This window comes from Actinocorallia sp. API 0066, from assembly GCF_020991275.1.
Classification (GTDB): domain Bacteria; phylum Actinomycetota; class Actinomycetes; order Streptosporangiales; family Streptosporangiaceae; genus Actinocorallia.
Genome location: NZ_JAJLQY010000017.1, coordinates 25,946 through 46,721 on the forward strand (window position 1 = coordinate 25,946; position 20,776 = coordinate 46,721).

The 20,776-nt window shown below is 71.5% G+C and carries 18 protein-coding genes; 5 read left to right on the forward strand and 13 right to left on the reverse strand.

Annotation, left to right across the window (positions count from 1 at the left end; genetic code table 11):
- Positions 1–39 precede the first annotated feature (39 nt).
- Together LO762_RS30815 and LO762_RS30820 are read left to right on the forward strand one after the other, a co-directional pair.
- Complete coding sequence (locus LO762_RS30815; protein ID WP_230619763.1) at positions 40–861, forward strand: DUF3097 domain-containing protein; 822 nt, start codon at positions 40–42, stop codon at positions 859–861.
- Positions 862–866: 5 nt separating this feature from the next.
- Entirely contained in the window at positions 867–1,277 is a 411-nt protein-coding gene (locus LO762_RS30820) for a DUF4870 domain-containing protein (RefSeq protein WP_230619764.1), read from the forward strand.
- Here the strand turns inward: LO762_RS30820 and hemW are convergent.
- The 6 genes from hemW to lepA form a co-directional block, all read right to left on the reverse strand.
- Positions 1,270–2,466 (reverse strand): radical SAM family heme chaperone HemW, encoded by a 1,197-nt coding sequence (gene hemW / locus LO762_RS30825; RefSeq protein WP_230619765.1) that lies wholly within the window; start codon positions 2,464–2,466, stop codon positions 1,270–1,272. The genes LO762_RS30820 and hemW overlap by 8 nt on opposite strands.
- A 49-nt stretch (positions 2,467–2,515) precedes the next feature.
- A complete protein-coding gene (locus LO762_RS30830) occupies positions 2,516–3,283 on the reverse strand; it encodes a Uma2 family endonuclease (RefSeq protein ID WP_230619766.1) in 768 nt (255 codons plus the stop codon).
- Positions 3,284–3,353: 70 nt separating this feature from the next.
- Complete coding sequence (locus LO762_RS30835; RefSeq protein ID WP_230619767.1) at positions 3,354–3,683, reverse strand: cupin; 330 nt, start codon at positions 3,681–3,683, stop codon at positions 3,354–3,356.
- Positions 3,684–3,729: 46 nt separating this feature from the next.
- Complete coding sequence (locus tag LO762_RS30840; RefSeq protein WP_230619768.1) at positions 3,730–3,966, reverse strand: hexameric tyrosine-coordinated heme protein; 237 nt, start codon at positions 3,964–3,966, stop codon at positions 3,730–3,732.
- A 49-nt stretch (positions 3,967–4,015) separates the two neighbouring features.
- Positions 4,016–4,561, reverse strand: a complete 546-nt coding sequence (locus LO762_RS30845) for a DUF4870 domain-containing protein (protein ID WP_230619769.1) — start codon at positions 4,559–4,561, stop codon at positions 4,016–4,018.
- Positions 4,562–4,570: 9 nt separating this feature from the next.
- Entirely contained in the window at positions 4,571–6,397 is a 1,827-nt protein-coding gene (gene lepA / locus LO762_RS30850) for a translation elongation factor 4 (protein WP_230619770.1), read from the reverse strand.
- Positions 6,398–6,618: 221 nt separating this feature from the next.
- On the opposite strand from lepA, the gene rpsT reads away from it, so the two are divergent.
- Together rpsT and LO762_RS30860 are read left to right on the forward strand one after the other, a co-directional pair.
- Positions 6,619–6,885, forward strand: a complete 267-nt coding sequence (rpsT, locus tag LO762_RS30855) for a 30S ribosomal protein S20 (RefSeq protein ID WP_230619771.1) — start codon at positions 6,619–6,621, stop codon at positions 6,883–6,885.
- A gap of 108 nt (positions 6,886–6,993) precedes the next feature.
- Complete coding sequence (locus LO762_RS30860) at positions 6,994–7,578, forward strand: RNA 2'-phosphotransferase (RefSeq protein ID WP_230619772.1); 585 nt, start codon at positions 6,994–6,996, stop codon at positions 7,576–7,578.
- Between the two features lie 18 nt (positions 7,579–7,596).
- Here LO762_RS30860 and LO762_RS30865 read toward each other — a convergent pair whose 3' ends face one another.
- The 7 genes from LO762_RS30865 to hflX form a co-directional block, all read right to left on the reverse strand.
- Positions 7,597–8,070 (reverse strand): hypothetical protein, encoded by a 474-nt coding sequence (locus LO762_RS30865; RefSeq protein WP_230619773.1) that lies wholly within the window; start codon positions 8,068–8,070, stop codon positions 7,597–7,599.
- A gap of 100 nt (positions 8,071–8,170) precedes the next feature.
- Positions 8,171–9,118 carry a DNA polymerase III subunit delta gene (holA, locus tag LO762_RS30870; protein ID WP_230619774.1) on the reverse strand — a complete coding sequence of 316 codons (948 nt, stop codon included), beginning with the start codon at positions 9,116–9,118 and terminating at the stop codon, positions 8,171–8,173.
- Positions 9,119–9,221: 103 nt separating this feature from the next.
- On the reverse strand, positions 9,222–10,898 hold the full coding sequence (locus LO762_RS30875) for a ComEC/Rec2 family competence protein (RefSeq protein WP_308104850.1): 1,677 nt from the start codon (positions 10,896–10,898) through the stop codon (positions 9,222–9,224).
- Positions 10,899–12,588: 1,690 nt separating this feature from the next.
- Positions 12,589–14,922, reverse strand: a complete 2,334-nt coding sequence (locus LO762_RS33785) for a helix-hairpin-helix domain-containing protein (protein WP_308104852.1) — start codon at positions 14,920–14,922, stop codon at positions 12,589–12,591.
- Between the two features lie 69 nt (positions 14,923–14,991).
- Positions 14,992–15,834, reverse strand: a complete 843-nt coding sequence (locus tag LO762_RS30890) for a DegV family protein (RefSeq protein WP_230619776.1) — start codon at positions 15,832–15,834, stop codon at positions 14,992–14,994.
- A gap of 151 nt (positions 15,835–15,985) precedes the next feature.
- Positions 15,986–17,197, reverse strand: coding sequence for an imidazolonepropionase (gene hutI / locus LO762_RS30895; protein ID WP_230619777.1), 1,212 nt, complete (start codon positions 17,195–17,197; stop codon positions 15,986–15,988).
- A gap of 283 nt (positions 17,198–17,480) precedes the next feature.
- On the reverse strand, positions 17,481–18,899 hold the full coding sequence (gene hflX / locus LO762_RS30900; protein WP_230619778.1) for a GTPase HflX: 1,419 nt from the start codon (positions 18,897–18,899) through the stop codon (positions 17,481–17,483).
- A 272-nt stretch (positions 18,900–19,171) separates the two neighbouring features.
- Here hflX and aceB point away from each other — a divergent pair, with 272 nt between their 5' ends.
- Positions 19,172–20,767, forward strand: coding sequence for a malate synthase A (gene aceB / locus LO762_RS30905; RefSeq protein WP_230619779.1), 1,596 nt, complete (start codon positions 19,172–19,174; stop codon positions 20,765–20,767).
- The last annotated feature ends 9 nt before the right edge of the window (positions 20,768–20,776 follow it).

Consider the following 20,776-nt stretch of genomic DNA (forward strand, 5'->3'; position numbering starts at 1 on the left):
GTGATTCGCCGCCCGGCCCGCGCGGGTTAGGGTCGGGACGTGCGCAGCAAGGACTATGGACAGGACGTGCTGGCCGGGAACTGGCGGCTCCCCAGGAAGGGGACCATCCCGGAGGTTCCGGCCGAACGTGATCTCGTCGTGGAGGACCCCGACAGCGGGTTCTGCGGCGCGGTCGTCGCCTGCGGCAAGGACGAGGTCACCCTGGAGGACAGGTTCGGCAAGCGCCGCGTCTTCCCCCTCGCCCACGCCGGGTTCCTCATCGACGGCAGGCCCGTCACCCTCGTCCGTCCCGTCCCCAAGCAGACGGGGCCGCCGCGCAGCGCGTCCGGGTCCATCGCGGTGCAAGGGCACCGCGCGCGGGTGGCCCGGGAGAGCCGGATCTACGTCGAGGGCGTGCACGACGCCGAGCTGGTGGAGCGGATCTGGGGCCACGACCTACGGGTCGAGGGTGTCGCCGTGGAGTTCCTGGAAGGGATCGACGACCTGCCCCTCATCGTGGAGGAGTTCGAGCCGGGTCCCGGAAGGCGCCTCGGCGTCCTGGTGGACCACCTCGTGCCGGGCTCCAAGGAGTCGCGGATCGCGGCCCGGATCACCAGCCCCCATGTGCTCATCTGCGGGCACCCCTACATCGACGTGTGGCAGGCCGTGAAGCCGTCGGCCCTGGGCATCCGGGCGTGGCCCGAGGTCCCCAAGGGGTTCGACTGGAAGGAAGGCGTCTGCGCCCGGCTCGGCTGGCCCGGAGACACCCGGGCGGCCTGGCGCCGCATTCTCGGATCGGTACGTACTTACGCCGATCTGGAACCGGAGCTGCTCGGACGCGTCGAAGAACTGATCGACTTCGTCACCGCTCCCGAGGAGTGACACCCGTGGCCCGCCGCAACCGTCCCCAGCCCACCCCGACCGTCCGCCTGCCCGACGGCTTCAACGCCGGATACGTCGACGGCCCCACCACCCCCGACGAGCGCCAGTGGGCGCTCACCGCCTACATCGGCCAGTTCCTCCTGTGGGCGCTGCCTCCCGCGTACGTGTACGTGACGAAGAAGCGGCGCTCGGCCTACGCCCGCCACCACGGCCGCCAGGCGCTCAACCTGGCGCTCACCACCGGGATCGGGGTGTCGGTGTCGCTGTTCCTCACCCAGTGGTTCCCGGTGCTCCAGTGGGTCGCCTACGGGTGGGTCGCCCTGGCGATGGGCCTTGTCGTCTTCAGCGCGACCCGCGTCAACCGGGGGGCCTGGCACAAACTGCCCGCGCTGGTGGCCTGGCCGCTCATCAAGTGAGGTCGCGGACCACCGCGTCGGCGAGGAGACGGCCCCTGAGGGTGAGGACGGCGTTGCCGTCCCTGCGCTCGACGAGGCCGCGCGCCTCCTGCTCCTTGACGGCCTCCGCGTCCAGGAGGCCGAGCGGGCAGCCCTCGCGTAGGCGGATCTCCAGGAGGATCCGCTCGACCTTGCGCGTCTCCTCGTTGAGGATCTCGCGGGCGTGGGCGGGCGTCTGCCCCTGGGCCAGGCGGGCGGCGTAGGCGGCGGGGTGCTTGACGTTCCACCACCGGGTGCCGCCCACGTGGCTGTGCGCGCCGGGCCCGGCGCCCCACCAGTCGGCGCCCTTCCAGTACAGGACGTTGTGCGCGCACTCGCCGCCCGGACGCGCCCAGTTGGACAGCTCGTACCAGGACATTCCGGCGGAGCCCAGGAGTTCGTCGGCCATCAGGTAGCGGTCGGCCATGGCGTCGTCGTCCGGCTCGTCCAGCTCGCCGCGTCTCACCTGCGCGGCGAGCTTCGTCCCCTCCTCCACGATCAGCGCGTACGCCGAGACGTGGTCGGGCCCGGCCTCCAGCGCCGCCTCCAGGGAGGCCCGCCAGTCGTCGTCCGATTCGCCCGGCGTGCCGTAGATCAGGTCAAGGTTGACGTGCCCGAACCCCGCCGCCCTGGCCTCCCGGACGACGAGCGGCACCCGCGCGGGCGTGTGCGTGCGGTCCAGGGCCGCCAGGACGTGCGCACGGGCGCTCTGCATCCCGTAGGAGATCCGGGTGAAGCCCGACGCGCGCAGGCCGTCCAGATAGGCCCTGTCGACCGTCTCGGGGTTCGCCTCGGTCGTCACCTCGGCGCCCCTCGCGAGCCCGAACTCGGCGTCGACCGCGGCGAGGATCCGGCCGAGATCGCCGGGCGGCAGCAGGGTCGGGGTGCCACCGCCCACAAAGACCGTCTGCACCGGCAGCTCCACGCCGCCCAGGACGCGCCGTGCCAGCCGGATCTCCCCGATCACCGTGTCGGCGTAGGACGCCCGGGACGCGCCCGGCCCCAACTCCTGCGCCGTGTAGGTGTTGAAGTCGCAGTAGCCGCAGCGCGTCACACAGAACGGGACGTGGACGTAGAAGCCGAACGGCCGCTCCCCCAACCCGGCCAGGGCCGAGCCGGGCAGCGAGCCGTCGACGGGTACCGGATCCCCTTCGGGCAGCGTGGCGGGCATGCCCCCAGTCTCGCAGCGCCCGGCCCGTGCTCGGGCCGGCCCGACCGCGTCAGGTGCCCTGGAGGAACGGCGGAAGGGCGCGGCCGGGAGCGGCGGGCAGCACCGTCAGGGTGCCCGGCTCGCCCGGCGGCTGGTCGAGCCGGATGACCCGGCCCGGATAGGCGCGCTGCGCGGTGGCGACGTCCCGCTCGTCCCACCGGCCGTAGAAGACGGGGCTGCCGTCGTGCAGCTCGATCTTCTCCGCGCCGGTCGGCCAGCGGCGGAAGAAGGCGGCGACGTCGAACGCCTCGTCGGCGGCGGGCAGGTCGGGCCCGTTGGCAGAGGACATGTGCGCTCCCTCGACCGGGCCGCGCCACGCCGGAAGGCCCCGGAACAGCGCGTCCGGCCGGATCTCGATCTCGAACGGTTCGGTGAGCCGCACCGCCTCGCCCCACCCGACGGACGCGACCCGCGTGTAGCCGTGCCCGTCCAGCCGGAACACGTGGACGCGCACGCCCTCTCCGGGCCCGGCACAGCCACGTCCCGGATCGACGACCCAGTACCAGGGCACCCCCGCGCCCGCGTACAGGACCATCTTGGCGCCGAAGTCACGGACCCTGGACGCCTCCGAGACGACCTCGACCGCCAGCAGCGGCGCCCCGTCCAGGTAGGCGCCGCCCGCGCCGTCCGGCACGATCATCAGGTCGGACGGGACGAGTGTGCCGTCGCCGAGCCGGGCCGCGGTGCCCATCGCCGTCCGCAGGCCGCCGGGTTCGGCGACCATCAGCGGCACCACAAGGTCGGCGGCGAGCATCTGGTGCAAAAGAGTGTGACCCACGACGGACAGTCTTCACCCGCCGACGCATCGTCACCACGGGATCACGCGGATTGGGTGGGACTCGATCCGATCACGGGAGCTCGACGCCGGTGACCGTCGTCAGCACCACCACGGCGTCGCTGAGCGCCGTCACCCCGTGCCGCTCGTGCGGGATCCTCGTGACCCCGCCTTCACCGACCTCGATGTCACCCCCGTCGGCGGTGATCCTCACCCGTCCCGCGAGGACCTGCAGGCTGGCCGCCGGGGGCGCGGCGTGCTCCTCCAGCCGGGCGCCCTCCGACAGCGCGATCACCGCCTGGCGCAGCGGGCCGTCATGCAGGAACAGATGGGCGCTGCGCCCGTTCTTGTCGGACTTGGCCTTGGCCAGATGCTCGTCCGCGAGCGCCTTGAGATCGGTCATGGCGGAGAGATTCCCTGCGGCGGGCGACAGCCAAACGGGCCCGGCGTCACCCGTACCTGTCGCCGCGATCCGGGCGGTAGGCGCGCTTCCACGACGGGCCGCGCCAGTAGTGGTTCGCCGCCGCGATCGTCGCGAACTCGGCGGCGACGACCTCGCCGCTGACCCGCGGCTCGGCCTCCGGGCGCAACCGCAGCAGCGTCCGCGTCGCCATCTCGATCGCCAGCGCCCTGCCCTCCTCGGGCGTGTCCGTGATCAGCGAGCCGCCCGGCACGAGTTCGTCCATGCCCGATGCATCCCACCTGCGGGGGCGGGCGCAAACCCGCCCCGCCGACTCACTTGACCAGCGGGTAGGCCAGCGCCTTCGGGAACGCGTACCACTCGCCGCGCGACGCGCCGACCGCGGCCAGCACCAGGAAGACCAGTTCCAGCAGCGCGAACGGGAAGTACAGCAGCGCGCCGAGCCCGAACGTGACGATCGCGACGATCCCGATCACCACCGACCATCCGATCGCGGTGATCGCCAGGTTCAGCGCCTGCGCCGAGTGCCACCTGATGAACGTCGACCTGTCCTTGTAGACCAGGTAGACGACCAGCGGCACCAGGAACCCGAAGACGAGCTGGCCCAGATGCGAGGCGATCGACCACAGCCGCTCGTCCGACGGCGACACCGGCGCGCCGTAACCGCCGTAGGGCTGCTGGCCGGGCACGTACGGGCCGCCCGGCGCCGGGCCGGGACCCGGCGGCTGGTAGCCGCCCGGATACGTCGGCTGCCCGTACGGGCCGGGGCCGGGGCCGGGGCCGGCGCCCGCGCCCGGGAACGGGGGCTGGGTGGGCTGCTGGCGGTAGGGGTCGTTGGGGTCCCAGGCGGGGCCGCTCATCACGTCAGCTCATTTCTTGGGCTTGTCGGCCGAGGAGCCGGTGGAGAGGGCGGCGACGAAGGCTTCCTGGGGGACGTCGACCCGCCCGATCGTCTTCATCTTCTTCTTGCCCTCCTTCTGCTTCTCCAAGAGCTTGCGCTTACGGGAGATGTCACCGCCATAGCACTTGGCGAGAACGTCCTTCCGGATCGCGCGGATGTTCTCGCGGGCGATCACCCGGGCGCCGATCGCGGCCTGGATCGGCACCTCGTACTGCTGGCGCGGGATCAGCTCCTTGAGCTTCGTCGTCATCATCAGGCCGTACTCGCGCGCCTTGTCGGCGTGCACGATCTGGCTGAACGCGTCCACCGACTCACCCTGCAGCAGGATGTCCACCTTGACGAGCTTGGACTCCTGCTCGCCCGACGGGTCGTAGTCGAGGCTGGCGTAACCACGGGTACGGGACTTCAACTGGTCGAAGAAGTCGAAGATGATCTCACCGAGCGGCAGCGTGTACTTGATCTCCACACGGTCCTCGGACAGGTAGTCCATGCCCTGCAGGACGCCGCGGCGGCCCTGGCACAGCTCCATGATCGTGCCGATGAACTCGCTCGGCGTCAGCACCGTCGCCCGGACGACCGGCTCGTACACGTGGGCGATCCTGCCGTCCGCCGGGTACTCGCTCGGGTTGGTGACGGTGTGCTCCTCGCCGTTCTCCATGACGACCCGGTAGATGACGCTCGGGGCCGTCGAGATCAGCGCCAGGTTGAACTCGCGCTCCAGCCGCTCCCTGACGATCTCCATGTGCAGCAGGCCGAGGAAGCCGCAGCGGTAGCCGAAGCCGAGCGCGAGCGACGTCTCGGGCTCGTAGACCAGGGCCGCGTCGTTGAGGCGGAGCTTGTCGAGCGCGTCGCGCAGCAACGGGTAGTCGTCGCCGTCGATCGGGTACAGGCCCGAGTACACCATCGGCCTGGGGTTGTCGTAGCCGCCGAGCGCCTCGGGGGCCGGACGCGAGGCCATCGTCACCGTGTCGCCCACACGGGCCTGCCTGACGTCCTTGACGCCCGAGATCAGGTAGCCGACCTCGCCCACGCCGAGGCCCTCGGTGGAGATCGGCTCCGGCGAGATCACCCCGACCTCCAGGGTGTCGTGCGCGGCGCCCGTGGACATCATCAGCGACTTCTCGCGGCGGGTGATCCTGCCGTCCACCACCCTGACGTAGGTGACGACGCCCCGGTAGGTGTCGTAGACCGAGTCGAAGATCAGCGCGCGGGCCGGCGCGTCCGCGTCGCCCACGGGCGCCGGGACCTCCGCGACGATCTTGTCGAGCAGCTCCGGCACGCCCGCGCCCGTCTTGCCCGAGACGCGCAGCACGTCCGCCGGGTCGCAGCCGATCAGGCCGGAGATCTCCTCCGCCACCTTGTCCGGCTGCGCCGCGGGCAGGTCGATCTTGTTCAGGACCGGGATGATGTGCAGGTCCGCCTCGATCGCCATGTACAGGTTCGCCAGCGTCTGCGCCTCGATGCCCTGCGCGGCGTCCACCAGCAGGATCGCGCCCTCACAGGCCGCGAGCGACCGGGACACCTCGTAGGAGAAGTCGACGTGGCCCGGAGTGTCGATCATGTTCAGCACATGGCCGTCCCACGGCAGCCGGACCGCCTGCGACTTGATCGTGATGCCGCGTTCCCGCTCGATGTCCATCCGGTCCAGGTACTGGGCCCGCATGGAGCGGTCGTCGACGACCCCCGTCAGCTGCAGCATGCGGTCTGCCAGGGTGGACTTGCCGTGGTCGATGTGCGCGATGATGCAGAAGTTGCGGATCACTGCGGGATCGGTGTGGTTCGGTACGGGCGGCACGCGGATCCTAGGTTGACGTCGAGACCTACGCCTTCCATGGTCCCATGTCCACGCCCATGCTCCGGCAGGGGCCGCCCACCGGGTTGGGGGTCGGGCGCGGACATTGGTACCCTTACGTTTCTGCGTGTGTGGGTGCGTGTGTCTCCGTACCCGCAGATCCGACCGGCTGCCGGATCTCCGCGCCCCATCCGTACGTTGACACCCAATCGAGGCTTCCTTCAGTGGCGAACATCAAGTCCCAGATCAAGCGGAACAAGCAGAACGAGAAGGCGCGGCTGCGCAACAAGGCGGTCAAGACCGAGCTGAAGTCGGCCATCCGCAGGTTCCGCGAGGCCGCCGCCGCGGGCGACGCCGAGGCGACCCAGACCGCGCTGCGCCACGCCAGCCGCAAGCTGGACAAGGCCGTCAGCAAGGGCGTCATCCACAAGAACCAGGCGGCGAACCGCAAGTCGGCCATCGCCAAGCAGGCCGCCGCGCTCGCCAAGTAAGCCGGACCCTTCCGGCTCTTTTCGGACCGTTCGCACAAGATGCGGGCGGTCCGTTGTGTTTTTTCCGAGATGCGCGCACCCGGCGTTCCGTCCTAGGCTCAAAGACGCATGGACGAACAGCGAATCATCAAGGTCTCCAAATACCTCTCCCGGCACCTGCGCCACCAGCCCGAACGGATCGGGCTCCGGCCGGACAGGGCGGGCTGGGTCGACGTCGTCGACCTCCTCGCGGCCTGCCGCCGCCACCGGATGGCGCTCACCGAGGACGAACTGCTCGAAGTCGTCGCCCGCAACGACAAACGGCGGTTCGCGCTCTCCCCCGACGGGCTGCGCATCCGGGCGAGCCAGGGCCACACCATCACCGTGGACCTCGAACTGCCGTCGGCGCCGCCACCCGACGTCCTCTACCACGGGACGGTCGGCGCGGCACTGCCCACGATCTTCCGGGACGGGCTGCGGCCGATGGCGCGGCACGCCGTCCACCTGTCACCCGACGTGCCGACCGCGCGGCGGGTGGGGGCACGCCGGGGCCGTCCCGTCGTCCTCGAGGTGGACGCGGCACGGATGGCCGCCGACGGGCACCTGTTCCAGGTCACCGACAACGGCGTGTGGCTCACCGGGCACGTCCCGCCGCGCTACCTCGACGTCGCCGGGTTCGTGCCCGAACAGACAGGGCCCACCGGCCAGGGATAGCCCGTCAGGGCCGCCCGGTCAGGGGTAGCCGATGGCCTCTTCGACGTCCCGCCACGTCAGGGTCGGGATCACCCAGTCCGGAGCCGGCTCCTCCTGCGGGCCGAACAGGTAGCGGTACGGCACCACGTCGCGGATCGCCCGGTGCACGTCCATCCGGTCGTCGATCATGTGCGTGATGCCGAGCTCCGCGCAGTGCGGCGCCTTCTCCTCACGGAGGCGGCAGTACCTGATGCGGTCGCGTGGAATGCCCGTCCTGCCGTAGAAGTCGTGGTGCTCCAGCCACGCCAGCGACAGCGGCTCGGCCTCCTCGCTGATCCGCGAGATCACCCACGCCCGGCCGTTGAAGCGTTCCACGAGACGCGGCAGCACCTCGAACGCGCCCTCGATCAACGGCATCCGCCGCGGATCGTCGAGGAACACCCGCCCGTCCGCGTTCCGGTTGGCCCCGACCACCACACGCCCGAGGTCCACCCCGAGCCTCGCCTCTCCCATGACTCCACCTTGTCCAGCCCGCGAACCGGCCGCAACCGTTTCTTGGACAACGAGACCGTGTCGCGTCCCACCCGCGTCCGGAACTGAGAATCTCCGCACGTCAGCGGGCGGCTCTCGCTGCGACGATCTCCTGTACCGCGCGCTCCAGGGCGTAAGCCGGATCGGCGGCCCCGCCCTTCACCGCGGCGTCCGTCTCCGCGACGACGATGAGCGCGCGCGCTATCCCGTCCGGCGACCAGCCGCGGACCTGCCTCTGGAGCCGCTCGATCTTCCACGGCGGCATGCCCAGCTCCTTGGCGAGGGCGAAACTCTTGCCACGCGCCCCGTTGACCTTCGCCAGGCCGCGCACCCCCTGCGCCAGCGCGCTGTTGACGAGCACGGCGGCGACCCCTGTGTCGAGCGCCCAACGCAGTTGCTCCAGCGCCTCACCCAACCGTCCCTCCACCGCGGCGTCCGCCACGGTGAAGCCGGAGACCTCCGCCCTGCCCCGGTGGTAGCGGGCGACGGCCGCGTCGTTGATCTTGCCGCCGGTGTCGGAGACGAGCTGGGAGCAGGCCGCGGCGATCTCCCGCAGGTCGGTGCCGACCGCGTCGAGGAGCTGCTGGGCCGCCGTCGCGCCGATCGAGCCGCCGAGTCGGCGGATCTCGGCGCGCAGGAAGTCGAGCCGCTCGCCCGCCTTGGTGACCTTCGGGCAGGTGATCTTGCGGGCGCCCGCCTTCGTCCACGCCTCAAGCAGCGCCTTGCCCTTGACGCCGCCCGCGTGCACGAGCACGAACACGATGTCGTCGGCGGGGGACTTCACATAGCCGGTCACCTCGGCGGCCAGGTCCTTGCCGAGGTCCTGCGCGGCGCGGACCACGATGACCTTGCCGCCGCCGAACAGCGACGGCGACGTCAGCTCCTGCAACCGGCCGAGCTCCATCCCGGACGGCACCAGATCCACGACCTCGGTGTCCGGCTCCCGTCGCCGCGCCTCCCCGACGATCTCCCCCACCGCCCGCTCCACGAGCAGCTCCTCGTCCCCCACGACCACCGTCACCAAGTCCACCCCCCCAGAATGCCACCACCCCCACCCTGCCCCAGCCCACTTCCCCGTCTCCCCCTCCCGCCCAGACGGTGACGCGGGTGCCGTCCAGGGAGACGCTCATCCGTCATCGTCTGCCCGTCGTCACGGTGACTCGGGTGCCGTCGAGGGAGACGGCGACGTCCCCGTGCAGGTCCGTCCGGTAGACGCGGGTGTGCCGCAGCATGCCGAGCGTGCGCGCGGCGGGATGCCCGTACGTGTTGTCGCCCCCGACCGAGATCACCGCCACCTTCGGCGCCCCCTCCCTGAGGAACTCCGCCTCCTGCCGCGCGCTTCCGTGGTGCGGGACCTTCAACACGTCGATCCGTGGCACCCTCCCCCGCAGCGCCCGCTGCGCCTCCTCCTCCAGATCCCCCGCCAGCAGCACCGTCAGCCCCTTCCACCGGGCCACCAGCACCACGCTCGCGTTGTTCACCGCCGTCCCGTCCGCGTCCCCCGCCAACGGCACCCCCACCCGAGGCCCGATCACCTCGACCGTCACCTCCCCCCGCGTCCACCGAGCCCCCAACACCGCCCCGACCAACCCCGGCCCACCCGCCCGCGCGAAGGCGGCGCGGTGTTCGGCGGTGCGGGGGCTGAGGGGGCTGTGCACGAGGGCGGTGGTGCGGCGGCCGCGCAGCACGCCGGGCAGCCCGGCGAGGTGGTCGGCGTGCGGGTGGGTGACGACGACGAGCGGCACCTCGCGGACGCCGAGACGGCGCAGGCAGCCGTCCACGAGCGCCGGGTCGGGCCCCGCGTCGACGACGACGGCGCGGCCCGGTGCCGCCCACAGCACCAGCGCGTCGCCCTGCCCGACGTCGCACGCGACGAAGCGCCAGCCGGGCGGCGGCCATCCGGGCGCGGTGACGCGCACCGCGAGCGCCGCCACCAGCACCCCGGCCAGCGCTGCCGCCGCGAGCCGCCGCGCCCACCGGAGCCGGACCGCCGCCACCGCGACGGCGCTCGCCACGGCCAGCAGCAGCGCGCCGCCGAGCCCGCCCGGCCATGGCAGCGTCGGGTAGGGCAGGGCCGCGAAGGCGTCCGCGACCGCGATCACCCAGGAGGCGGCCCATCCGGCCGGCGTCGCCGCCCAGCGCGCCCCGTCCGCCCAGAACGGCGCGACCGCCGCGGCGACGACCCCGCAGACCGTCGTCACCGCGATGCCCGGCGCGGCCAGCACGTTCGCGGGCACCGCCGCGAGTCCCACCTCGCCCGACATCAGCACCAGGACCGGCCCGACCGCGAGTTGCGCGGCGAGCGGCACCGCGACGGCCTCGCTCAGCCCGCGCGACAGCCCCCGCGCCCGCAGCCAGTCCCGGATGCGGGGCCCGAGCACCAGCAGCCCGGCCGTCGCCGTCACCGACAGGACGAACCCATACGAACCGGCCAGCGCCGGGTCCACCAGCATCAGCACGATGACGGCCCCGGAGAGCGCCGCCACCCCCTGCCGCTCCCGCCCGGTGAACAGCGCGAACAGCCCGATCGCCCCCATCACCGCCGCCCGCAGCACACTCGGCTCCCCGCCCACCACAAGAAAGAACCCCACCCCGACCACCCCCGCCGCCACCACGCCACCCCGCACCCCGAGCCCAACCCACCTCCCGACCCACAGCACCGCCGCCGTCAACAACGAGAAGTTCGCCCCACTCACCACAAGGCAGTGCACCAGCCCGGCCGCCCGGAACTCCTCATGAATCTCCACCGACAACCGAGACACATCCCCCACCACCATCCCGGGCACCACCCCCCGAGGCCCCTCCCCCATCCCAGAAACCGCCCCCCGCAACCCCTCCCGCACCCCCTCCGCCCACCGCAACACCCCTCGAGCTTCCCCCACCACCACCGCCTCCCCCCGAGCCAACACCACCGCCCCCACAAACGCCCCACCCCCCACCACAAACTTCCCCACCCCCCGAACCCTCTCCCCCACCCGCACCCTCTCCCACCCCCCAACCCCCCCACCCCTCTCCACCGCCAAAACCACAACCCCCACCCGATCCACCGTCCCCCCACCCACCCCAACCCCTTTCACCGTCCCCCCACCCACCCCAACCCCCTCCGCCGTCCCCCCACCCACTCCAACCTTCTCCGCCACTCCAACCCGCCCCGTCTTCCCCACATCCACCCCCACCCACTCAGCCCTCCCCTCCACCACAACAACCCCCTTCCCCGTCCTCCGCCCCTCCCGAGTCACCACGATCTCCACCTCCGCCACCCCCTCCCTCTCCGCCACCCCCCGCACCACCGACCCCTCCACCCTCTCCACCCGAACCCCCACCCCCACCGCACAAGCCGCCCCCACCACCAAAACCCCACCCACCACCCCCCACCCCCGAAAAACCCCCACCAATCCCCCCACCCCCAGCACACCCCCCACCAGAACCGCCCCCCACCCCCACCCAACCCACCCCAACCCCACCGCCACCCCCCAAACCCCAACCGCCACCCCCGCCAACCCCAAATCCACCCCACCCCCCTCTCCCTCCCCACCCACAGCCCCTCCCCTCTCAACCCCACCCACAGAACCCCTCCTCCACCCAACGCCCACACCCCAGTCCCTCCCACCCCCACTCACAGACCCCCTCCTCCCACCCCAAGCCCTGCCCCACCCACCCACAACCCCTCCACCTCCCTGCTCAACCCCACCCGCAAGCCACCCCACCCAACCGCCTCCCGTCCCCCGCCAGGTACCGAGCACAGAACCCAACAACACCCACCCGGTACAGAGACAGGACACCCCTGCTCACACCTCAACCACCGGCCCCTGTAACGCCCTCCCGCGACCAGCTTTCGTCCGCGAACGAACCAAGTAGCTGGACGCTACCTCTGGCCCCCACCTGCGGTCGTCTGGCCGAGCCTCGGGGACCACCGACTCAGCCGCCAGCACCCCTGATATCCGGCAAGCAGAGCCGAGACCACTCACCGACGCCGCATGAACCATCCACGCCGCAACAACGAACCGGCAACCCCGGTTGTCGGTGAGCGAAGTCGGCGACCACTCGCCCGGTCGATCCCACGCGCGCAACCCGCGACGCGACAACGAACCGCCCTACCGCCGAGCGAAACACCCGGAAGCATCACCCACCACCGAAACCCACGTGCCCCCTACGGACTCCGACTCCGACTCCGATCACATGCTCCAAGCTCACAGGCCGCCAACTCAGCCACCAGCGACCCCCGGTATCCGGCAAGCGGAGCCGCGACCACTCACCGACGCCGCGTGAGCAATCCGCGCCGCCACGGCGAACCGCCCTACCGCCGGACAAAGCACCCGGAAGCATCGCACGCCCCCAAACCCCACGCACCCCCTGCGGACTCCGGCTCCGACAGCGATCGCCTGGCCCAAGCTCACAGGCCGCCGCCTCAGCCACCAGCGACCCTGGCGTCCGGTAAGTAGAGTTCTCGACCGCTCGCCGACGCCGCATGAGTAATCCGCGACGCCACGGCGAACCGCTCTACCGCCGGGCGAAGCACCGGAGGCATCGCCCGGCGCCGCAACCCGCGTGCCCTCGGCAGACTCCGGCTCCGACTGCGGCCGTATGGCCCAAGCTCGCGGGCCGCCGACTCAGCCACCAGCGACCCTGGTTGTCGGTGAGCGGAGTCGCGGCGCGGCCACTCGTCCGGTGGATCCCGCGCGGGCAATCCGCGACGCGACAGTGAACCGCCCGGCCGCCGGGCGAAGTGCCCGGAGCATCGCACGCCGCTGAAACCCGCGTGTCCTCGGCGGGCTCTGGCTCCGGCTGCGGTCGTGTGGCCCAGGCTCGGGGCCGTCGACTCAGCCACCGGCGGACCTGGTGTCCGGTGAGCGGAGTTCTCGACCGCTTGTCGACGCCGCGTGAGTAATCCGCGATGTGGCGGCGAACCGCTCTGCGGCCGGGCGAAGCACCGGAAGCGTCGGCCGGCGCTGGAACTTGCGTGCCCTTGGCGGGCGGGTGACGGGGCCGGGTGGGCGGGGGCGTGGTGTGTGCTGGTGGTGTGGGGGGCGGATTGGGCTCGCATGGCTCTCCCTGTGGGGGTTGGGGCGGAGTTTGTGTTCGGGCTCGTGGGCGGGCGGGGTGTGGGAATCGGGCGGTGGGGGCTGCGGGGTGACGGGTTGGAATGTGTGGGGGCTGGATGGGCTGGGCTCGTATGGGTTTCCTTGTCTGGCTGAGGTGGGGTGGGTGGGATAAGACGGTGATGTGGGGGGTGAGGTCGGCGTAGCGGCGGGGGCCTATGCCGGTGACGTTGCGGAGTTGGTCTGGGGACTGGAAGGGGCCCTGGGTGGTGCGGTGGGCGATGATGCGTTGGGCCAGGACGGGGCCTATGCCGGGGAGTCGTTGGAGTTCTTCGGCGGTGGCGGTGTTGAGGTTGACGGGGGTGGGGGTGGCTGGGTCGGAGGCGGCTGCCGGGGTGGTTGAGGTGGTGGGGGGTTTGCCTATGGTGATCTGTTCGCCGTCGGTGACCTTGCGGGCGAGGTTGAGCGGGCCCACCTGGGCCTTGGGGCGGAGGCCGCCGGCGGCGGAGACCGCCTCGTGGACTCGGGAGCCGGGAGACAGGGTGACGATGCCTGGGCGGCGGACGTTACCGGCGACGTGGACGATGAGTTCGGCTGTCGGCTGCTGGGCGGGGACAAGATCGGGCGGCGCGGTGGCGGGGGCCTCCGTGGCGGACTGGACGTAGGAGTCGGACGCGGGCCGGGTGGTCCAGAAGAAGACGCCGGTCGCGATGACCGCCGTCAATGCGACGAACGCCAGGGCCCGGACGCCCGTGATACCCGGATCCAGCCGTTCCATCAGCGACGCCACCGCCGAGCGCGACGGGAACCCCAGACGACTCGCACGCTCCGGAGATCTGCGACGAAGCACCGAACCCCCACCGTCCCCCGACCAGGGCCCCTTCCCCGACTCGGAATCCTCAGCCCACAGCCCTTTCTCCGACTCGGGCTCTCCTCCCCGCATCCCCATCGCCGACCCGGACGTCACACCGACGCCTCTGGGGGCGTCATAGCTTCCCGGCGCCTCATAACTCCTCGGGCCGGGCGGCGGAGATCCGGGGCCGCGCGGGACGCCGCTGCCGGAAGGCTCGCGCGCGGAGTGCCACGGGTCAGCCCTGGAGGGCGTTCGTCTGGCCCCTTCACCGTGGGATGCCGGAGATACCGGACGGCCGCGCGGGACGACGCGGCCGGACGGCTCGGGCACGGAGTGCCACGGGTCGGCGGTAGCGGGGGCACGCGTGCTCCCCTCGCTGAGGGATACCGGAGGCACCGGGCGGCCGTGTGGGACGACGCGGCCGGATGACTCGGGGCCGGAGCGCCATGGGTCGGGGTCGGAGTGCCACGGGTCGGGGGTGTGGGGTGCTCGCATGGTCTCCTCGCTGTGGGATGCCGGAAAGCTGCGCGGTGTCGGGAAAGTGTGGGTGCGCGTGGAGAGAGGGGCACCGGATGGGGGTGTCGGGGCGGTGCCGGTCAGCCCGTGGGGTGGGGTGCCCGGGAACGTCGCCGTGGGTGGGCGCGCGTGGGTGGGCACGTGCGGGGGTTCCGCACGGCGGGGGCCCTGGGTGGTGGGGTGGCGGGACCAGGTGCCCGTTGGGGTGCGCGGCGCGGACGGGGGCGGCCAGGGGCTCCGGGTCTGCCAAGGCGGCGCGGTGGGGTGAAGGGTTGCCGGAGGGGGCCAGGGGGGTGCGGGTGGGGAGTGGTCCCAGCGGAGGCCGGATTTGGGCGCGCGGGGGCGGAAGGGGGTGCGGGGGGTGGTGGGGGCGGAGCGCAGGTGGGCGCTCGGCGGGAGGGACGAGAGAAGAATGGTGTCGTTCATGGGAACGACGTTAAAACGCGGCCGGAAGTCATGGGCGACCGAACCGGATTCTGTGGATAACCGGTTGCGTTAGGGGTGCGGGGCGATCGAGACGCCGAGCATGCCGGGCCCCACGTGCGCGCCGATGACCGGCCCTACCTCGCGCAGGTGCAGCGTGCGCAGCGACGGGATGCGGCGGCGCAGCCGGTCGGCGAGGTTCTCGGCCCGCGACGACGCGGCGACGTGCTGCACCGCGACGTCCACCGGCTCCGTCCCGGCCCGCGACACCGCGAGGTCCTCCAGCCGCGACAGCGCCTTCGCCGACGTGCGTACCTTCTCCAGTGGAGCGATCCGCCCGTCCGCGAGGTTGAGGAGCGGTTTGACCATGAGGGCCGAGCCGAGCAGCGTCGCCGCCGCGCCGATCCGGCCGCCGCGCCGCAGGTGTTCGAGGGTGTCCACGTAGAACAGCGCGCTGCTGGCCGCCGCCCGGCGTCGCACCACCGCGGCGACCTCGGCGAGGCCGGCACCCGCCTCCGCGGCCTCCGCGCCGGCGAGCGCGGCGAAGCCGAGCGACATCCCGATGGTGCGGCTGTCGACGACCTCGACGGGCACCGGCGCCTCGGCCGCCGCCATCCGGGCGCACTCCAGCGTGCCCGACATGTCGCCCGACAGATGCACCGACACGATCGCGTCCGCCCCCGCGCCGGACGCCGCCTTGTAGGCGTGCGCGAACCTGTCCGGCGATGGACGCGACGTCGAGACGGGCTGCCAGGAGCGCAGTGCCTCGGCCGCGTCGGCCGAGGTGATGTCCACCCCGTCGTCCCGGACGGTGCCGCCGATGATGATCTGGAGCGGCACCACGCCGATGCCGTACCGGGCGAGGAGTTCGGGGGGCAGATAAGCGGAGGAATCCGTAACTATCGCAACACCCATAGGGGCAACCTACCGCGTGACCGTTAACCGGTCGTCACATCGGCGTGACCGTGATGCTGCCGGTTCCGGTCTGCCGAAACACGCACGCCACGGGAACTCCGGTGCGGAGCACCCCGTGGGAACGCTCCGAAACCGGTCAGAGGCGGACGAATCAGGGTTGGACGGGCACGCCGCCGCGCCACACGCGGTGCGCCCGCAGCCCGTACGCCCAGGCGAACGCGCCCTCGTGGTCGGCGTCCCACAGGACGATGTCTGCGTACATGCCGCGCGCCAGCGTGCCCCTGTCGTTGACGCGCAGGGCGGCCGCGCCGCCGATGGTGGCCGCGCGCAGCGCCTCGGTCGCGCTCATCCCGAACATGGCGACGGCGAGGCCGATGACGAGCGGCATCGAGGTGATGCCGCTCTCACCGGGGTTGTGGTCGGAGCCGAGCGCGACGGTGACGCCGCGGTCGAGCATGGCGCGCACCTGCGGGACGCGGCCGTGCCGCAGCGCGGTGGCCGGGCAGACGGTCGCGGCGACGCCCGCGTGGGCGAGCGCCTTGATGTCCTCGTCGGTGGCCTCGGTGAGCAGGTCGGCCGAGGCGCAGCCGATCTCCGCGGCGACCTGGGCGGCGCCGCTGCGCTCGGACATGCACGCGTGCAGGCGCGGCTTCAGCCCCACCTGCTGCGCGGTGTACAGGATGGCGCGCGCCTCGTCCGCGGTGAAGTGGCCTTCGTCGCAGTAGACGTCGCAACTGTCGGCGCCGGCGGCGTGCGCGTCGATGGTCCACTGGCGGACGGCGTCGACGTAGTCGCGGCGACGGCCGAAGTACTCCGGCGGGAGCACGTTGGCGGCCAGGAACGTCGCGTGGATGCGCGGCATCGCCGGCTCGTTCTCCAGCGACCGCAGCATCCGGATGTCGGCGAGTTCGCCGTCGCGGGTGAGGTGGAAGCCGGTCTTGGCCTCGACCGTCGTGGTGCCCGACATCACCCACGCGCGCAGCCGTTCGCGGACGGCCGAGCACAGCGTCCACGGGTCGGTGCCGCGGGTGACCGTGACGGTCGAGCCGATGCCGCCGCCCGCCGAGGCGATCTCCTGCGGGCTCGCCCCGCTGGTGCGCATCGCCAGTTCCGCCCAGCGGTTGCCCGCGTAGACGGGGTGGGCGTGCGCGTCGATGAGGCCGGGGGTGACCAGCCCGCCGCCGAGGTTCTCCACGTGGTCGACGTCGACGATGTCGTTGATGACGCCGGGGACGCTCGCGGGAAGGTCGGCGGACGGGCCCGCCCACACGATCCTGTCGTTGTGGATGAGGATGGCGGCATTGCTGCAGACATCGGTGCCCGTCCACAGGCGTCCGATGTTCGTCAGCAGACGAACCGTCATAGTCGTGTCACCGAACCGTCCGCTGGGAGGGGTCGACCGGGAGCGTCAAGAGCCACCTGCTCTCGCTGATGCCGTCCGGCTGGCTGCCGAAGGGCGGTACTTGGCCGCTGCGTCGACGCGGGCGCCGAGCATCGGGACGACGAGACCGGAGATATCGGTTTCGTCACGGTAGTGCACGTCTGGCCTGCGAGACAAGCTCTTGACACGACCAACGTGGCACGGTCCGTCCGAGTTCCTCAGCGTAGTGCGCGAGCCCGTGAAACGTGGGCGAAACGTAGGAGATTCACTGACCCGAAGGGGCCACCTCGAAGCGCTCCAGTTCGGCGGCCAGCGGGCGCGGCACCCGGGCGATGATCTCCGTCCCGTCCTCGCGGTGTTCGATCTTGGTGACCTCGCCCTGCTCGTGGATCCGCGCGACGAGCGCGCCCTGCGCGTACGGAAGGAGCACGTGCAGCTCACGGTCGAACTCGGGCAGGTCGGCCTCGATGAGCTCAAGCAGCCGGTCGATCCCCGCGCCGGTGCGCGCGGAGACGGTGACGCTGCGCGGGAACTCGCGCTGGAGCCGGTTCAGCACCAGCGGGTCGGCGGCGTCGGACTTGTTGATGACGATGAGCTCGGGCACCTTGGCCGCGTCGACCTCCGACAGCACCTCGCGGACCGCCTCGATCTGCGCCTCGGGGTCGGCGTCGCTGCCGTCCACGACGTGCAGGATGAGGTCGGCCTGGGCCACCTCCTCCAGGGTGGAGCGGAACGCCTCGACGAGCTGGTGCGGCAGGTGCCTGACGAACCCGACGGTGTCGGCGAGCGTGTAGGGGCGCCCGGACGGCGTCACGGCCTTGCGGACGGTCGGGTCGAGCGTGGCGAACAGCGCGTTCTCCACGAGCACCCCGGCGCCCGTCAGACGGTTCAGGAGCGAGGACTTGCCCGCGTTGGTGTAACCGGCGATGGCCACCGCGGGCACCTTGCGGGCGCGGCGGACGGCCCTCTTGGTGTCGCGGGTCTTGGACATCTCGGCGATCTGCCTGCGCAGCTTGGCCATCCGGGTGCGGATGCGCCGCCGGTCCAGCTCGATCTTGGTCTCGCCGGGGCCGCGGCCGCCGATGCCGACGCCGCCCGCGGCGCGGCCGCCGACCTGCCGGGACAGGTTGCCGCCCCAGCCGCGCAGGCGCGGCATCAGGTACTGCAGCTGCGCGAGCTCGACCTGGGCCTTGCCCTCGCGGGACTTGGCGTGTTGGGCGAAGATGTCGAGGATCAGCGCGGTGCGGTCGATGACCTTGACCTTGGAGATGTCCTCAAGGGTGCGCAGCTGCGACGGGGTCAGCTCGCCGTCGGCGATGACGGTGTCGGCGCCGGTGGCCAGGACGACGTCAGCGAGCTCCTCGGCCTTGCCGGACCCGATGTAGGTCGCGGGGTCGGGCTTGAGGCGGCGCTGGATGAGCCCCTCCAGGACCTCCGAGCCCGCCGTCTCGGCGAGCAGGGCGAGTTCCCGCAGCGAGTTCTCGGCCTGGGTGAGGGTGCCTTCGGTCCACACGCCGACGAGGACGACGCGTTCCAGCCGGAGCGCGCGGTACTCCACCTCGGTGACGTCGGCGAGTTCCGTGGAGAGGCCGCTCACGCGCCGCAGCGCGTGGCGTTCGGCGAGCTCGTACTCGCCCGTGGTTTCGGGGCCCTCGTAGGCGCCGAACTCGTTGTTCAGGGTCATGTTCCTCCTGGTTCACTCAACGCCGCCGACCGGCGGGTTCTTCCCCAGCCTGCCACGCGGAGGTGACGATCTCACCTCGATTTCCGCGCGCTGACCTCGCCCCCCGCCCCGGGACGCCCCCCGCTTGGACGCGCCGGGCACCGGTCGGCTAGTCTTTTCATTACTCAGAAGTAGGTTTTCGTCTAGTGAAAACCAGCCCGGACAACTCCAAACCGGGCGGCATCCACCGCACGGATGTGAACGATCCCGAGACACGACAGGAAGGTCCCGAGATGGGCGTTGAGGTCACCGGACCAAGGAACGAGCGCTTCGACGAGATCCTCACCCCCGAGGCCCTGCAGTTCGTGGGCGCCCTGCAGCGCGAGTTCGGCGAGCGCCGCCTGGCGCTGCTCGCCAAGCGCGCCGAGCGGCAGGAGGCACTGAACAACGGCGGCACGCTGGACTTCCTGCCCGAGACCGCGGGCGTCCGCGCCGACGACACGTGGCGCGTCTCCGAGCCCGCCCCGGGCCTGGAGGACCGGCGGGTCGAGATCACCGGCCCCACCGACCGGAAGATGACGATCAACGCCCTCAACTCGGGCGCCAAGGTGTGGCTCGCGGACTTCGAGGACGCCAACACGCCGCTGTGGAACAACATGATCGAGGGCCAGCTCAGCCTGCGCGACGCCCTCGACCGCACGATCGACTTCACCGACGAGCGCACCGGCAAGTCCTACGCGCTGCGTCCCGACGAGGAGCTGGCGACGATCGTCGTCCGCCCGCGCGGCTGGCACATGGAGGAGAAGCACGTCACGGTCGACGGCAAGACCGTGTCGGGCTCGCTCTTCGACTTCGGCCTGTACTTCTTCCACAGCGCGCGTAGGCAGCTCGCCAAGGGCAAGGGCCCGTACTTCTACCTGCCGAAGATGGAGTCGCACCTGGAGGCCCGCCTCTGGAACGACGTCTTCAACCTCGCCCAGGACACCCTGGAGATCCCGCGCGGGACGATCCGGGCGACCGTCCTCATCGAGACGATCCCCGCCGCGTTCGAGATGGAGGAGATCCTCTTCGAGCTGCGCGACCACTCCGCCGGCCTCAACGCCGGCCGCTGGGACTACCTGTTCTCGGTGATCAAGAAGTTCCGCTCGCGCGGCGCCCAGTTCGTCCTGCCGGAGCGCAACGCGATCACGATGACCGCGCCGTTCATGCGCGCTTACACCGAGCTGCTGGTGCGTACCTGCCACAAGCGCGGCGCCCACGCGATCGGCGGCATGGCCGCCTTCATCCCGTCCCGCAAGGACGAGGAGGTCAACCGGATCGCGTTCGAGAAGGTCCGCGCCGACAAGACCCGTGAGGCGGGCGACGGCTTCGACGGCTCGTGGGTGGCGCACCCGGACCTCGTCCCGGTCTGCCGCGAGGTCTTCGACGGCGTCCTGGGCGACAAGCCGAACCAGCGCGACCGGCTCCGCGAGGAGGTCCGCGTCTCCGCCGCCGACATCCTGTCGGTGGACAAGACCCCGGGTGAGATCACCGAGGCGGGTCTGCGCAACAACATCGACGTGGCGCTGCGCTACCTGGCGGCGTGGCTGAACGGCTCGGGCGCGGTCGCCATCCACAACCTGATGGAGGACGCGGCCACCGCCGAGATCTCCCGCTCGCAGGTGTGGCAGTGGATCAACAACGGCGTCAAGCTGCCCGACGGCACGCTCATCACCAAGGAGCTGGTGAACACGCTCCTGGACGAGGAACTCGCCAAGATCCAGGAAGAGCTGGGCGACGCCTACAACTCCGACCGGTACAACGAGGCGGTGGCGCTCTTCAAGGAGGTCACCCTCGCCGACGACTACAGCGAGTTCCTCACCACGCCGGCTTACGTCCGCTTCCCGTAAGGAGCGCAC

Bases quoted from the DNA above. Each gene is read 5' to 3' on its own strand.
- LO762_RS30860 (WP_230619772.1), top strand. From the start codon at position 6,994: ATGGACGAACAGCGAATCATCAAGGTCTCCAAATACCTCTCCCGGCAC.
- LO762_RS30840 (WP_230619768.1), bottom strand. From the start codon at position 3,966: ATGGACGAACTCGTGCCGGGCGGCTCGCTGATCACGGACACGCCCGAG.
- hutI (WP_230619777.1), bottom strand. From the start codon at position 17,197: ATGACGGTTCGTCTGCTGACGAACATCGGACGCCTGTGGACGGGCACC.
- LO762_RS30835 (WP_230619767.1), bottom strand. From the start codon at position 3,683: ATGACCGATCTCAAGGCGCTCGCGGACGAGCATCTGGCCAAGGCCAAG.
- hflX (WP_230619778.1), bottom strand. From the start codon at position 18,899: ATGACCCTGAACAACGAGTTCGGCGCCTACGAGGGCCCCGAAACCACG.
- aceB (WP_230619779.1), top strand. From the start codon at position 19,172: ATGGGCGTTGAGGTCACCGGACCAAGGAACGAGCGCTTCGACGAGATC.
- LO762_RS33785 (WP_308104852.1), bottom strand. From the start codon at position 14,922: ATGAACGACACCATTCTTCTCTCGTCCCTCCCGCCGAGCGCCCACCTG.
- LO762_RS30875 (WP_308104850.1), bottom strand. From the start codon at position 10,898: ATGGGGGAGGGGCCTCGGGGGGTGGTGCCCGGGATGGTGGTGGGGGAT.
- LO762_RS30865 (WP_230619773.1), bottom strand. From the start codon at position 8,070: ATGGGAGAGGCGAGGCTCGGGGTGGACCTCGGGCGTGTGGTGGTCGGG.
- LO762_RS30845 (WP_230619769.1), bottom strand. From the start codon at position 4,561: ATGAGCGGCCCCGCCTGGGACCCCAACGACCCCTACCGCCAGCAGCCC.
- hemW (WP_230619765.1), bottom strand. From the start codon at position 2,466: ATGCCCGCCACGCTGCCCGAAGGGGATCCGGTACCCGTCGACGGCTCG.
- LO762_RS30890 (WP_230619776.1), bottom strand. From the start codon at position 15,834: ATGGGTGTTGCGATAGTTACGGATTCCTCCGCTTATCTGCCCCCCGAA.